General features: G+C 67.9%; 15 protein-coding genes. 14 read left to right on the forward strand and 1 reads right to left on the reverse strand.

The features are described from left to right. The first annotated feature begins 6 nt into the window (after positions 1-6). The 14 genes from amrb99_RS25720 to amrb99_RS25790 all read left to right on the forward strand — a co-directional run bounded on the left by amrb99_RS25720 (position 7) and on the right by amrb99_RS25790 (position 14,474). The gene (locus amrb99_RS25720) at positions 7-900 is read left to right on the forward strand and encodes a type II secretion system F family protein (RefSeq protein ID WP_190860548.1); all 894 of its coding nucleotides are present in this window, start codon (positions 7-9) and stop codon (positions 898-900) included. 15 nt (positions 901-915) lie between these two features. Then, entirely contained in the window at positions 916-1,155 is a 240-nt protein-coding gene (locus tag amrb99_RS25725; protein ID WP_190860550.1) for a hypothetical protein, read from the forward strand. Between the two features lie 53 nt (positions 1,156-1,208). Continuing rightward, positions 1,209-1,547, forward strand: a complete 339-nt coding sequence (locus amrb99_RS25730) for a pilus assembly protein (protein WP_190860553.1) — start codon at positions 1,209-1,211, stop codon at positions 1,545-1,547. Between the two features lie 47 nt (positions 1,548-1,594). Continuing rightward, on the forward strand, positions 1,595-1,984 hold the full coding sequence (locus amrb99_RS25735; RefSeq protein ID WP_347256865.1) for a TadE/TadG family type IV pilus assembly protein: 390 nt from the start codon (positions 1,595-1,597) through the stop codon (positions 1,982-1,984). 56 nt (positions 1,985-2,040) lie between these two features. Further along, a complete protein-coding gene (locus amrb99_RS25740; protein WP_190860555.1) occupies positions 2,041-2,436 on the forward strand; it encodes a pilus assembly protein TadG-related protein in 396 nt (131 codons plus the stop codon). Next, on the forward strand, positions 2,433-5,174 hold the full coding sequence (locus tag amrb99_RS25745) for a BTAD domain-containing putative transcriptional regulator (RefSeq protein ID WP_190860557.1): 2,742 nt from the start codon (positions 2,433-2,435) through the stop codon (positions 5,172-5,174). The genes amrb99_RS25740 and amrb99_RS25745 overlap by 4 nt, the downstream gene beginning before the upstream one ends. Positions 5,175-5,439: 265 nt before the next feature. Then, complete coding sequence (locus amrb99_RS25750; protein ID WP_190860559.1) at positions 5,440-6,912, forward strand: protein kinase; 1,473 nt, start codon at positions 5,440-5,442, stop codon at positions 6,910-6,912. 804 nt (positions 6,913-7,716) lie between these two features. Then, complete coding sequence (locus amrb99_RS25760; protein WP_190860563.1) at positions 7,717-8,202, forward strand: ATP-binding protein; 486 nt, start codon at positions 7,717-7,719, stop codon at positions 8,200-8,202. A 674-nt stretch (positions 8,203-8,876) separates the two neighbouring features. Then, positions 8,877-9,896, forward strand: coding sequence for a MarR family transcriptional regulator (locus amrb99_RS25765; protein WP_190860565.1), 1,020 nt, complete (start codon positions 8,877-8,879; stop codon positions 9,894-9,896). Between the two features lie 105 nt (positions 9,897-10,001). Continuing rightward, complete coding sequence (locus tag amrb99_RS25770; protein WP_190860567.1) at positions 10,002-10,391, forward strand: hypothetical protein; 390 nt, start codon at positions 10,002-10,004, stop codon at positions 10,389-10,391. A gap of 571 nt (positions 10,392-10,962) precedes the next feature. Next, positions 10,963-11,439 carry a hypothetical protein gene (locus tag amrb99_RS25775; protein ID WP_190860569.1) on the forward strand — a complete coding sequence of 159 codons (477 nt, stop codon included), beginning with the start codon at positions 10,963-10,965 and terminating at the stop codon, positions 11,437-11,439. Positions 11,440-11,505: 66 nt separating this feature from the next. After that, the gene (locus tag amrb99_RS25780; protein ID WP_190860571.1) at positions 11,506-12,486 is read left to right on the forward strand and encodes a hypothetical protein; all 981 of its coding nucleotides are present in this window, start codon (positions 11,506-11,508) and stop codon (positions 12,484-12,486) included. A 56-nt stretch (positions 12,487-12,542) separates the two neighbouring features. Next, complete coding sequence (locus amrb99_RS25785; protein ID WP_190860573.1) at positions 12,543-13,481, forward strand: hypothetical protein; 939 nt, start codon at positions 12,543-12,545, stop codon at positions 13,479-13,481. 6 nt (positions 13,482-13,487) lie between these two features. Further along, complete coding sequence (locus amrb99_RS25790) at positions 13,488-14,474, forward strand: hypothetical protein (protein ID WP_190860575.1); 987 nt, start codon at positions 13,488-13,490, stop codon at positions 14,472-14,474. On the opposite strand, the gene amrb99_RS25795 is transcribed toward amrb99_RS25790, so the two are convergent. After that, positions 14,471-14,665, reverse strand: coding sequence for a hypothetical protein (locus amrb99_RS25795; protein WP_190860577.1), 195 nt, complete (start codon positions 14,663-14,665; stop codon positions 14,471-14,473). The two genes, amrb99_RS25790 and amrb99_RS25795, sit on opposite strands and share 4 nt — an antisense overlap. Positions 14,666-14,798 lie beyond the last annotated feature (133 nt).

The raw sequence follows: 14,798 nt of genomic DNA on the forward strand, positions 1-14,798 counted from the left end.
TGAGTCGTGACCGTCCTTGCCGCTATTGCCGGAGCACTCGGCGCCGTCGGCTTCATCATGTTCGTCTACGGCCTGCGCCCCGCGCTGCCGCCGCGTCTGGACGCCGTGCTGGTGCGCATCCAGCCAGCGCCGCATCCGCTGGCGCCTGCCGAGGAGGTGAGCGTCAGCGACCGCATCGGACGGTGGCTGGCCGAGCGCGTCGTGCGTCCGGCTGGGCTGCTCGCCCTGCCCAGGACTGATCTCGCATTGCTCAGGCGCCCGGTCGAGCGGTTCATGCTGGAGAAGCTCGCCTTGCTCGTCACCGGACTCGTCGTGCCATCGGTCTTCGGCGGCCTGGTCGCGTTGACGGGCGGCTCGCTGCCCTGGGCGTTCCCCGTCGTCGCAGGGGTCGTCCTTGCCGTGGTGTTGTGGTTCGTGCCGGACTGGAACGTGCGGTCACAGGCTCGCCAGCGTCGCCGTGACTTCCGGTATGCCTTCACCTCGTATCTCCAGCTTGTTGTGCTGGAACGGGAGGCCGGGGCCGCGTTGAACGCCGCGCTGGAGAACCCGGCGAAGATCACCGACGGGTGGCCGTTCCAGCGTGTCCATGAGGCACTGACGCGGGCCCGGCACGGTCAGCAGCAGCCCTGGCGCGCCCTCGCCCAACTCGGCGGGGAGATCGGCGTCCGGGACCTGATCGACCTGGCTCACACCGCCGAGATCGCCGGGAACGAGGGCGCGAAAATGCATGACGTCCTGGTCGCCAAGATCACCTCGATGCGGCACGAGGCGTCCGCCGCCGCGCGCGCCGAGGCCAACTCCCGCACCACCGCCATGTGGGTCCCGACCAGCCTGCTCATGCTCGGCTTCGTGATCCTGGTCGGCTTCCCGTTCTTCTCCAAACTCCTGGCGTCCGGCTGACACGCCGGAGCCTTCATGCATCGGGGGATCATGAACGCACTCAACGCCGCCGCCATCCGTGCGGCACTCGCCGTCCATGACCGCGGCCGCCGTCTCGCCGCCGCCCTGCGCGAGCGAGGCGACCGGGGCTCTGGCGTGGTCGAGACGATCATCATCGTGGCGGGCTTCGCCGGGCTGGCGTTCGTCGTCTATATGGCCGTGTCCAGCAAGGTCCACGGCTGGATCGGCAAGATTCCCGGTGCCTCCGGCCCGTGAACACACCTCGACGAGTACGACGGCGGAAGGACGCGGGCTCGGCGACGATCGCAATGGCCATCACCTTCCCGGCCGTTGGGCTGCTGTTCTTGGCGCTGGCACAGGCGGTGATGGTGTCGGTCGCCCGCGACGTGGCGCAATCAGCCGCTGAGGAAGGGCTCCGCGTCGCCCGCGCCCGCCAGGGCACCTTCACACAAGGACGTGCCGCCGCCGCGTCCTTCGCACGCCGTGAGCCCGTCCTGCAAACGCCCGACGTCACCGTGTCCGGCAGCAACACGATCGTTGTGCGGGTGACCGGACGTGCCCCGTCGTTGCTGCCGGGCGTGGACATCACCGTGTCCAGGACCGTACGAGCCGCGCGTGAGCGGTTCACCACGCCGGGGCCGGCGTGAACGCGCGACGGAACGAGCCGTCAGCGCGGGACGCGGGGAACGCGGTGGTGGAGACTGCGATCTTGGCGCCGGTGTTCATCATGTTCCTGGCCGGGCTGCTCGTGGTCATGCGGATTGTTCATGGCAGCGCCGTGGTCGCGCAGGCCGCCGCCGACGCGGCACGGCAAGCCTCCATCGCCCGGACGGCCCGAGAAGCCCAAGCCGCCGCGAGCACGAGCGCGATGCACACCTTGCACGATCGGGGGCTGCATTGCGCACCGTCCGTCCGGCTCGACCTGTCCGGCTTCAACCGTCCCGTCGGGCAGCCGGCCGCGGTCTCCGCGCGGGTGACCTGCGTGGTTCGGCTCAGCGACGTCGGCCTACCGGGAATGCCTGGCGCCCGGACCGTCACCAAGACCCACCGATCGCCGATCGACCCTTACCGGACGGCCCGATGAGCAGAAGAACGCGAACACGGCGACGTGTTGATGACGCGCGCCCTGATCGCGGGAGCGTGAGCGTCTTCGCCGTCATCATCACGCTGGTCGTAGTGGTGTTCTTCGGCGCCGTCGTCGACTTCGAGCAGGTTCTCGAGGCCCGGCAGGACGCCAACACCGCCGCGCAAGAGGCCGCCCGCGCCGGCGCCGGACGCGTCGACCGGGACCGGGCTTATGACCGTGGACAGTTCCTCGTCAATCGCGAGTCCGCGATCCAGGCGGCCCGCTACTACCTGCGGACCAGCGGTTACACCGGCACCGTGACCAGGGCCGGGAGCCGTGCCATCCGCGTCCATGTCTCCGTCACGCGACCCGCGCGGTTCCTGTCGTTGATCGGCATCTCCGCGCTGCACGCCGACGCCGCCGCGACCGCGAATCTGACCACCGGAGTGGAAGGACCCCAGCAACCGTGACCTACGCCGGACATAGCCGCCTCGCCGACTTCGTACGCGGACTCGGCGCCCTGGCGCTGTTCGCCTTCCTGGTGCTCGGATTCCCGGTCGCGATGTACGGCATGTTCCGCTCCCCGCTTCCGGACAAGCTCCCGACCTGGGCGGAGATCAGCACGACGCTGATGCGGCCGGACACCGACCAGACCGTGTTCATCGGCGCGATCCGGCTCGTCGGATGGGGCGCATGGTGCCTGTTCATCGTCACCGTCTGCGTCGAGCTGGTGCATTACGTGTCCGGACGTTCCAAGCCGGCCCTACCGCGTTCGGCGTGGCCGATGCAGAAGCTGATCCGTGACCTGGTCGCCACGGCCACGCTGACCTTCAGCGTCGCGGCGTCCTTCGCTTCGTCCGCTTCGGCCGCGACGCACATGCACGCAGCGACAGGTGTCCATGCCGCTGCCGACCCCGAACCGAGTGCGCAGGGACACTCAACGTTCGGGAAGAGCGCATCGGCGCCGGGGACGTCCGCGTCCGAGTGGACGCCCCTGCTGGTCGACGAGAAGCCCAGCGAGCCAGAGCCGGATCATCACCCCTGGCGGACGCACATCGTCAAGCGAGGCGAAACCCTCTGGGATCTCGCCCGACGCGCCTATGGTTCCGGGGCCCTCTATCCGAAGATCTTCAAGGCCAGCCAGGATGTTCGCCAGACCCACGGGCTACCGGTCCTCACCGACCCGGACCTGGTCCGTCCGGGCCAGCGCGTCCTGCTTCCGCGACCCGGTACGCATGGGGCCCCTGCGTCGGAGGCGGGATCGCACTCAGCGCATGGGCCCGCAAGCTCAGCCCCGGCGACAAGCGGCACTCGGCTTCCGGCCCCGGTCGGCTCACAGTCCAGTTCGTCGAAGCCGCCCCAAGTACAGGCGCCGGTCGTGGCACCGCCCGCCCAGCCTTCCGACAACACCACACCCGCAGCACCGCACCACCACCGGGACGACCACCACTCGCCGCTGGAGATCTCCCTGCCGTCCGGGTCCCGCATCGGCATCGGCCTCGCCGCCGTGGTCAGCATCGCCGTGGCCGCGACCCGCCTGCACCGGCGCCGTCGACGCCCGCTGATCCTCGACCCCGGCTCGCCGCCGAGCCCCGCCGAAGAGGCTCCGATACCCGCCCCGGTCCTCAAGGCCCACCAAGCCCACCTGAAGACATACGCCGACCAGGGCGCCGCCGTCCCGTCCGACCCGGACATCGCGCGCAAGGACATGCTGAGCGCACACCCCGATCAGATCGTCCTCGGGACCCGCGACGGCAACGCCGTCGCGGCGTCTTTCGCGGGGCTCAGCCTTGGCGTGACCGGTGACGGCGCCCACGCCGTCGCACGCGCCATCACCACCGAACTTCTCGGCCAGGCTCGGCGCTACCGAGCGGAGGTCATCATTCCGCGCGCCGATGCGCAGACACTCTTCCCCGGCGACGACATCATCGGCTTGGGCGCGGAGCTCGAAGGTCTGATCGTTACGCCGTCTCTGCGGGAGGCCAGCGACCACGTGGAGGCCGAGTTCTTCCGGCGCGGTCGGCTGATAGCCACGAGCGAAGTTTCCGACGTGCCCGGCTTTCGCGCTTATGACCAGGGCGAACCTCTGGAGACCATGCTTCTGGTCGCGTCGGCACCGCCGGACGGCGATGTCCTGCCCGCCATCGCCGCGCTCGGCCGCCGCTACTGCATCGGCGTCCTGGTGCTCGGCGCCTGGCCGTCCGGCACCACCGTGGAACTCGCCGCGGGCGCGACCGTCACCGACGCTGCCGGCCCCGACGCCGCACGGTTCACCGGCGCCCGCATGTTCCACCTAACCGCCGATGACGCCATGGACATGCTGCGGACCCTGCGCACCGCCACCGGCAACGAGCCCGCCGCTGCCGCTCCGACCGCGAGTCCGGACGACCCGCCGGCACCCGAAGCACAGCACGTCCCGGCCATGGTGCCGCCACCGTGTCCGTCCGGAGAGGAGCGGCACCGCCCGGTTCGCCTCAACGTGCTCGGGCACATCAGCCTGCACACCCTCGACGGCCCGATCAACACCGGACTCCGTCGGCGCGCCCGTGACCTGCTCGCCTATCTCAGCCTGCATCCGGACGGCGTCACCCGCGACCGAGCCATCGCCGACCTGTGGCCGGACGAGAGCCCCGGCGGGGTCGTCGCGCAGTTCAACACCGCGGTCAACAACATCCGCGGCGTCCTTCGGAACGCCACCGGCCTCGAAGAACCCAAGTACGTCCTCTACAGTGCCGGCCACTACCGCATCGATTCCGACGTCGTCGACGTCGACCTCTGGGAATTGATGGCTGCGCTCGCGGCAGCCGGGCCGGGCACCGACGACGATGCCCGAACCGAGGCGCTCTTCCGTGTCGGCGACCTCTACACCGGCGAGTTCGCCACTGCTCTGGACGGCGTGTGGGCCCAAACTCAGCGCGAACACCTCCGCCGTACCGTCGGCGACGCCCTTGCGAGCCTCGCCCGGATCGTCCAAGAAGACGACCCGGAACGAGCGCTGGCCGTGCTGGAACGAGCCATCGAGCACGACACCTTCGCTGAGCCCCTGTACCGCCACATCATGCGGCTGCAAGCCCGCCTCGGCCGTCCGGACGCCGTCCGGCGCACCTACGGACTTCTCGAGGCTCGTCTCGCTGCGATCGACGCAGAACCCGAAGAGGAAACCTCTCAGCTCGTGCATTCCTTGATGCGGTCGTCAAAACGGGACTGAGGGCGAGAGGGGGTGACCGCCCACGGCCACCCACAGGCATACGTCTCCGGGCGTCTCCTTGATCGCTGGATCCGCCGTTCATCAGACACTCCCATCCGCGAGTGGTGCGCTGATTAGGTACGACTGGCCACTTGGAAATGGTGGTAGGCGGCAACGCAGATTGGCGAACCGGACCGAGTTAGCAAGGGCTATAGTTCCTGGGAAGATTGGGCAGAGGGACACTGACCAGACCCGGCTATCGGGGATTTCGATGATGGGGGCGCCGATGGATCCACTCCAGCCCGACGACCCTGCGCAAATCGGCGGGTACCGGCTGCTAGGTCGGCTGGGTGCAGGCGGCATGGGGCAGGTGTTCTACGGTCGGTCCCTTGGTGGCCGCCCTGTGGCGGTCAAGGTCATCCGGGCCGACCATGCCGACTCCGAGACATTCCGCGAGCGCTTTGCGCGGGAGGTCGAAGCCGCCCGCCGTGTAGGTGGCTTTCACACCGCCCAGGTCGTCGATGCCGACCCGCGTGCCGACCCGCCCTGGATGGTCACCGCGTACATTCCCGGTCCCTCCCTGCACGAGGCGGTCGCCGACCACGGTCCCCTCCGGGCTGAGGTTGTGAGGGAGTTGGGAGCGGGGCTGGCCGAGGGGCTGGCCGCCATCCACGCCTGCGAGTTGGTGCACCGCGATCTCAAACCCGGCAACGTGATCCTGGCCGATGACGGACCCCGCGTCATCGACTTCGGCATTGCCCGCGCCCTGGACATCAGCACGATGACCGCCTCGGGCGCCGTGTTGGGAACCTACGCCTACATGTCACCCGAACAGGTCCGCGGTGAACCGGTCGGACCCGCCGGTGACGTGTTCGCACTCGGCGCGGTCCTGGCCTTCGCCGCCACAGGCCGTGCCCCGTTCGGCCGCGGCTCGGTCGCCACCATCGTCCACCGCATCACCACCGAGCCGCCCGACCTGGACGGCGTGCCCACCGGGCATGGCCTACGTGACGTGATCGCCGGTTGCCTGGCCAAACACCCCGCCGACCGACCCGCCCTGGCTCAAGTCCTCCAACACCTCGCAAGCCATGAACCGGCCCTTGGGGAACCACCACGTGAAGGCGCCATCATGTCCGCCCAGGGACCGGAATTGTCGATGGTCTCGATCGACACGATCCAAGGAGGCCACGAGCCGTCCGGCCCGGCTCTGGAGGATGGTCAACGGGCGGCGGGTGAGGAGGCGGATCCTGAGGGGCCATCTTCTCCGCCGGTCCTCTCCGCCCGGCGACGTTCTGCCCGGCGGCGCCCCCTCATCATCGCCGTGGCCGCCGTGGTGGCGACCACCCTCACCGTCGTCTTGCTGATCATCACCGAGCCGTGGTCGGCCGAGAACGATTCCCCGCCTCGTACGCCCGGCACCCGGACTGGCCCACCGACCAGCAGGATCCGCGACCCCGCCGCGGAAGCGGAGCTCGTTCCGGTGCTGGGTGGCTTTTTTAGGGCCTTCGGCGCGCACGACAGCAACGCACTCGCACGATATTCCAACGGACCGGCCGCAATCACACCACCGCACGCACAGTTGACCTTCGTCCGACTCACCAGGCTGGGTGTGTACCGGACCGGGAAGACCACCGAAGCCCTGGCGACGGTGACATGGCAGGGCGCCACTTCCACCTCCTCCGAGCGGCAGCAGACCTATCGACTTAAGGTCGAGAAAATCAGTAGTAGCTGGTACATCAACGACCTGCGTGAAGCTTGATCACAGTCGCCGTTCAGCCGCAGTCGACTGACGTCTTGAAGGCTGTCCAGGTCCTCTGGATCGCGCCAAGGTCCGTCGTGAGAACATCAGTCTCTTATCTCGCGCTCCTGCCTTGCAGACGCTGACATGCCTGCCCAGACCGGGGGATCCGGCACGCAGGCCACGGTTACGGGAGGAGACCCAGTGCTTACCCCCGCGCCGGCCCAGGCGGTCGACCAGGTTCTGAAAAGCGAACCACTGCCGAGCTCACCGGCCCCGACGTCCACGAAGAACCCACCCCGGCGCCCGACGAAGGCACGCATCAACACCACGTCCTACGCGTTCCTCGCATACTCGATCAAGGCATAACCGCTCACACCTGCCAACCTACGGGCCGTTTCCAGACAGCGGCCACAGGAGTGTGGCCGAAGGCGGCTCCGAGATTGCGCCTCGGGCAAGCCAGATGAATGATTGACCGGTGATCCCAGTCTTTACAACTGATGCCGTTCCAATTTCTGGGGCTCAGCCGGTGACAGCCGCTTGGCCCGTGTGGGTCGAGTCGGATGATCTCGGTCGAGCCATCGACCAACTGGGCCGGCAGTCTGCCGCTCAGGGAGCCCATGCGGTTGTGGGCCTGCGGCTGTCTACCATCTCGAGCGAACATCGAATGGACAAGTATGTGCTGATGGGAACAGCGATCACTATGGGGGGTGCGTAGACTTGACTAATTGGTGGGAGGTGTTCCTTGATGGCGGCCGGTTCGCCACGGTGATTCGCCGCTAACGGGATGCGGCGGCGGGGCGACCGGACAGGAGGATTCAAGGAATGTCCAGATTCAAGCTCGAACCCACGGCGTCGGTGATGGGCGCATCCATGTTGTGGCGGCGCGTCTTCCCGGGGCGGGCGGACCAGGTTCCGCTGGCGCGCCAGTTCGCGATGTTCCTCTTCGCCGAGACCTCGATCGCCGCGGAGGTAGGTTTCGTGGTGACCGAGCTGGCCACCAACGCGGTGCGTCACACCCGCTCGGGCCAGCACGGCGGCCGGTTCACCGTCGAGCTGGTGCTCGGCGGCCTGGCCTACGTTGGGGTCAGCGACCTCGGCGGTGGCGGCTACCCGACGGTGAGGCACGACCCGCTCAACGGGCCGGTCGAGAGCGAGGGCGGGCGCGGCCTGCGGGCGGTCTCGCAGATGGCCGCGATGCTCGGCGTCCACGGGAGCCCCCTCGAGGGACACACCGTCTGGGCTGACCTGATCTGCATCGACAAGCCGTACGAAGACCCGCTGTCCGCATCGATGACCCCGGTCGCATAGGACGGGACCAGCCTGGAGCTAGCAGGCTGGTCCCATCCCCAGGGTAAGGGCCAGGCTTGGGCCCCGTCCGCACCTTCACCAGGTGCGGACGGGGCCCGCGCCGCGTCTGGCGCTGTTATAGCCGGGGTGACCGGGGGTGCGATCGGGGGAGTAACCGGGGGGTCATCTATGGACGCTCCCCCCTCCATGCGGTGTTGATGCAGGTCAGCGCGCCTGCGGGATGGGGCGGTGATGCGCCCGGATACCCCTACAGGGTGACTACATAGGGGACGGGCGTTCGCAACGAAGCCATCTTTTCCGCTTTTTCCGTGGACTCCACTCCGCCTCTTCCTTTACTCCATCCTCCAAGGCTACGTGGGGGCCGGCGGCAATGCTCCGTCTGCCGAATGCGGCGAGAGATCCTGCACCGCTGCCGAGTCGACGCCCGCCGCTAGGGCGAGAAAGAAACGCCTAAAGTTCGCGCGACGGCAGGCCGTCTCGAGGCCGAGGTCGGCGGAGTCGGCGCGGTTATCAAAATCATGTTTACTGAAGTGAGCCTCTCCAGCCGTTCCGGCGACACAATTCGTCGGCGCTCCGTGTTGCATTCACCGCGACGTCGAGAAATGGTCGTCATGGCGGACGACGCCGGGCGGGAAAGTCCCGCCGCACCGGCCGCCATTCAGGAGGCAGAAACAATGGCGAACACCAACACCACCGCTACCGCTGACACGGCCACCACCGCCCCGGCGAATGGCACGGCGGACGGACGTCCGGACGGGGCGGCCGGGGCGGTGTGGGACGCGCTGAACGCCGCGCCGGACGGTGCGACCGTGTCGGCGCTGGCCGAGGCGTCCGGCAGCAGCCGCGCGACGGTGACCAAAGCACTGACGGCGTTCGCGGACGCCGGACGCGCCGTCCGGACGCCCGGTGAGGGCACCGGCCGGGGCCGCACGCCGGACGTGTGGGCCCCGGTCGTCCCCACGGTCACCACGGGCGCGGCCAGCACCACCAGTGCCGGTGACACCCCTCCGGCGGCCCCGGCGGACGACGCGGCCACCGACGCCGCTCCGTCGCCGGGCGCCACCGAAGCGGGCGTCATCTCACCGGACACCTTGGCGACCGCGATGCAGGTTCTGGCCGATGAGGCGGACCGGCGGGCGGCGGCGGCCGAGTCGCTGCGCAAGGCGCAGGAGGAGGAGGCCGAACGGCGTGCGCGGGTTGACGCCGAACTGCGTAAGGCCGAGCAGCGGGAATCCGCCCGTGTGATCCTGACCGACCTTCTCAGCACGGTCACCACGACCCTCGCCGCGATCGCGGCCGATGACGACGAGCAGGTGGCGCGCGGCATGGACGACATCGCGCGGTACGCCGGTAGCGTCCGGCGCACCACCCGTGCCACCACCACGGGGACCGGGACGCGGACGGCGCGCGCGGCCGGTGACCGTAGCGCGCCGTCGCCCCTGCGTCCCCTGGTCGTTCAGCACCTGAACGCGTTCCCCGAGCTGGAATTCACGCCCGGTGAGATCGCCAAGGTGCTCGACCGGTCATCCGGCGCCGTCGCCAACGCCCTCGACACCCTCGTCGGACACGGTGAGGCCGTCCTGACGTGCGAACGCCCGCGCCGGTTCCGCGCGGCCAACCCCACCACCGACCGCGCCACCGGGGACGGCACCACCACCAGCAGCGGTGACGGGGACAGCAAGAACGCTGCGTGACCTCATAGGCGGGGCGGACGGGTGGTAGCCCGTCCGCCCCGTCATGACCGGGCCCGACGGGCCACTTCCCCAGCCAATGAGGTGTCATGACGAAGGAGACGCTACATGTCCGGTGACCAGGTCGACAGGACCTCGGACGACACGGCGCACGACCCGTACGACCAGGTGTTCGTCCTGCTCGGGTGGGCATGGGACGTCGCGGCCGCCGCGCGGGCGGCCGCCCGCTACCCCGTCACGCGCGCGAACGTGTCGGAGATCGGCGCACTCGGTGCCATCATCCGCATTGACGCCGACCACGCCGCGACGGTCGATCTGTCCCGCCCGCTGTTGGCCGTCCCGATCCCGCACCCCGACAGGCCCATCGTGATCGACGGGTGGCACCGAATCCACAAGGCCCGTCAGACCGGCGTCACCGAGCTGCCGGTCATCATCCTGAACGAGGCCGACGAACGAGCCTGCCGACTCATGGGCGGCGGCATCAACCGGCGCGGGTAGGCCGCCGGACGAACCACACACCGCACCACGCACGAGGGGCCCGGGTAGGCGGAACGCCACCCGGGCCCCGTGCGCGTCGCCGGGCGTGCGGCCCCGTGCGCGTCGCCGGGCGTGCGGCCCCGTGCGCGTCGCCGGGCGTGCGGCCCCGTGCGCGTCGCCGGGACCGCCAGGCGCACCGGCTCGTCGCCCTCAGTGCCCGTCCGCACCGTGACCATCCCCTCGCAATGGCCGAGATCATCGCCTCCACGAGCACATGGCTCCGCCGCGAGCCCGAAATCCCGGTGCTAGCGCGGCGCACCTCGGCCCCACCAGGTCCCACGCCTCGTCGTGCCCGACTCCTTGCGGCCTTGCCCGTCGCCGAGCCTTTTCCCGGCGCTGCCGTGCAGGTGAACAGCATCCTGCCGGCCGAGCTCTTCCCGGCGGCGGAACGCGGCCGGGCGCGCGGATTCGCCGCAGCCCGGCGGCGGACAGCGCTACCGGCGGCTCCATCACGATCAGCGCCAACGGCTGTCCAAAGGCCGCTCTTGAAGCCCGCCAAGTCCAGCGACGCCAAGCGGGACCCGATCTACCAGTGCAAGTCCAGAAGGCGGGCGGCTGCGGCGGACGCTCGATCAAGATGGAGGACATGGGCGACCACGTCATCAGCCTGCTGTGCGCCGTCCTGGAGCAGATCGAGGTGGGCGAGGATCCGGAGGCCGACGACCGGCGCAAGGCCCTGGAGGACAAGCTGCTGGGCTACGGGCAGCGCAAGGAGGGCCTGCGCGAGGAGTTCGCTGAGGGTGAGTGGTCCCCCCGGGAGTACAAGCAGACCCTGGCCCTGCTCGACTCCAAGATGGACGACGTCAGCGGGGATCTGGCCAAGCTCGGCGTGAAGATCCGGCTGGACCTCACGGCGGCAAAGCTGCGCGAGCGATGGAACGACCCGGAGTGGCCGCTGGCCCGGCAGCGGGCGACCCTCATGGCCTACATCTCCGAGATCCGGATCTCCCCGGCGACCCGGCCCTACAGCGTCCTCAACCCCGACCGGATCGACATCGTCTGGCGGTGACATATACCCCATGAAGATGGGGAAAACCGATGCGATCACCGGAGGTTGATCCATATCGTCATGTAGGTGACCTCCCCATCCCTCGACCAGCTAGTAGCGTCGGCGGCATACCACGCCGACCTCGCGCTGAAGGCGTACACCAGCGGCGAGAGCCGCGCGATCCTCGTCAACGCCGCTTTTAGCATGGAGCATGTCTCCAAGGCGCTGCTCTTCAGCATCAGCCCCGCATATCTGGTGGACGTACGCAATGGTCACTTCGACTCACTGCTTCTCCTGACCGGACACGGAGACAAGGCGACTAAGCTGAACAGCCCGCGGACCATTGGCGCGAAAGAAGCCGTTGACAGGGTCAGCAAGGTCATGGACACCAGCGTGACTAAGGATAAGCTCAACCACCTCGTCGAAGTCCGCGACGGCGTCGTCCATGTGGGCGCGTTCGACGCGACAAGCACCCGCGAACTCCTGACGGATTTTCTGCGCTTCTCCGACGAGATTTACGACAAGCTGAACGTTCCGGACGAGGACCGCTGGGGCAGGCACACTGTCCTCGTCAAGTCCTTGGTCGAGCAACAGTGGACCGAGATCGAGCACGAGGTTCACCGCAAGATGACCGCTGCCCTGGAGAACCTCCACGACCTGACGCTGCTCGTCCCCGAGTCCGAACAGGCGGCGGTGGCCGAGGCGCGCCAAGCGGTTTTGGCTCCCCTCGTCCATCTTCAGATGGGGGCGACTGGCGAGAGCCGAACGTGCGAACTGGTGGCCTGTCCCGCCTGCGAGCACCCGGGGGCCGTATGTGCTGGACGCGTACGCGAAGAGTGCGAGGCGCCCGACCAGCTGGATCCAATGGACAGAGCTGATGAGGTCGCATCGCCCGTAGAGATGTGGCTCGAACCAATGGGGCTGATATGCCACGTCTGCCGCCTTACCTTGAGCAATGCGGACGAGTTGCGCGTCGCCGGCATCCCCGAACGCCTGGAGATCACCGGCCTCCCTCGGCCCCGCATCAACGCCGCACAGATCGGTCAGATCCTGTCGGCGCTTCCCTAGGAAAGCCGGGGAAACCCGGGTGCGATCTTCTGTTGCTGCTCGCTAACGTCCACCCCGTGACGATCACCCCCGATGGGCTACTGGCCTCGGCGAAGACGTTCGCCGACCGGTCACTCTCCGCCTACGTCAAGGAAGACACCGTCTTCATCCTCCCCCAAGCCGCCACGAGCCTGGAGCACCTGTCCAAGGCGCTCCTGTGCAGCCGGAGCCCCGTCCTCCTCATGGACATCCAGCGGGGCAAGCTGGACTCCCTCGTCCAACTCGCGGGCTTCCCTGAGATGGCACGCAAGCCCCAGGAGGGGCCGTACACGATCAGCGGAACCGAGGCCATCAAGCGGGTCGAGAGCCTGTGGCCCGCCGCGATTAAGGTGCCGAAGGAGATCGAGAGGCTCATCGCCGTGCGCAACATGACCCTGCACATCGGCGAGCACCAGAAGGACGACGTCCGCGAGATCTTCTCGGCTTACCTTCGGTTGGCCGACAAGCTGTTCACCGAGCTGAAAGTGCCCGACACCGAGAAGTGGGGAAAGCACGCTGACTTGGTGGACTCGCTGATCTCCCGGTCCCTGAGCGAGATCGAGCGCAACGTCAAGCAGCGCATGGCCGCCGCCAAGCTCAGAATCAACGCCCTGCTCGCGGGCATTCCCGAGAGCCAGCGCAGGTCGGTGATGAACGCACGGCAGGCCCAGGTCAAGATCTCTCTGATCAACGGGCAGGAGACGGCCGAGGCTGAGTGCCCCGTTTGTGAGCATCCCGACGCCGTCTACATCGGCCTCGAAGACTTCGATGTAGACGTAGATGTCGAACCTGATGGCATGGGCGGCTATACCGCCACGACTCTGGGAGGGCACAGGTTCCTAGCCGCCCACAGCTTCCACTGCGGCGTCTGTGAGCTCGACCTGGTCAATGCCGAGGAACTAGATGCCGCCGGACTTGAGACCAACATCGATCTCAGTGAGTTCGATGAGCCGGACTTCGATCCTTACGACCGGTGAGCCTCGGTGACCACCCCCACCTATGAAGGGCTTCTCGATAGCGCACGGTTCTTCGCCAACCGCGCCCTGCGTGACTACACCGAGGGCGATCATCGTGCGGTGCTCATGGACGCGGGCACGCTGCTGGAGCACGTCTCCAAAGCACTGCTGATCAAGGCGAACGCGGCGTATTTGGTCGAGATGAAGCCCGGAGGGTTCGACCATCTCCTGCATCTCACCGGACGCGGCGAGCGGGCACCTCAGGTGGGCGCGTTGAGGACCATCGGAGCGAACGAGGCCGTGGCCCGAGTCCAAAAGATCGTGGACATCCGCACCTCCAAGGCCGACCTCGACCAGGTGCTCCACGTCCGGAACGGCATCGTGCATGCCGGCGCGTTCGATGCGACCCGGACTCGGCAGTTGCTGACCGCGTGCCTGCGCTACTGCGAGGAGGTCTACGACGTTCTTGGTGTGGGCGAACGGTGGGGCGAGCACATCGAGTCAGTCGTGCGACTGGTGGAGCAGTCGTTGAGCGACATCGAGCATGAGTTCCATCGGAAGGTGACGGCTGCTAAGGCCCGCCTCCGCGCGCTGATGTCCGAGATTCCCGAGTTCGAGCAGACCGCCGTCGCTACGGCCCGGCAGGGAGATCTATCCGTACGCGCGCAACGGGGATTCTACAACCCTTCAGGGCAGCTCTATGTCGGCAACCATGTGGACTGCCCAGTCTGCAACCACCCAGAGGCTTTATGTACGGGTCCCCTGCGCGAGGACCGCGAGTTTGTGCCGTCTCGCCGCCACGACGAGCCCGATGACATGGAGCTCGTCGCCCTCTGGATTGAGCCTGAAGATCTGCAATGCGGGGTCTGCGGAGTGCACCTGAGCAGCACGGATGAAGTGCGACTTGCTGGTATCCCGTCCCGCTTGGAAATCGACGACGTTCGGATGTATATGACCGACGGTCTGGAGGTCTCCGACGACTTCTACGACAACGGTCCCTGGACCGTGGACTAGCGCAGCCGAGCCAGGTCCCGCTTCACACGAGCCCCGAGGGCCCGCTGGGACGCGGTCAGCTCGGGCATGGTGACGAGCTGCCTGCGGATCCAGCGGGCCTTGAAGAGGGCGTAGAGCACCGCCCTGTCTCGGACCGGGACGAGGCGTCCACGGGACGCCCGCAGCGGCTCGTGCCCACGCTCGTACAACACCTTGCCCGTCCGCTCGGACCAGACTTTACAGTCGCCGGGGAAGTCAGAATCACGCTGCTCATCGCATCTCTCACGGTAGATCGCGGGGGACAGCTCGGCAGGGCGCTCGGGAGACTACTCACAGTAAGCGCGA

Origin of the sequence: Actinomadura sp. RB99 (assembly GCF_014706005.1) — a bacterium.
Taxonomy (GTDB): Bacteria; Actinomycetota; Actinomycetes; order Streptosporangiales; family Streptosporangiaceae; genus Spirillospora.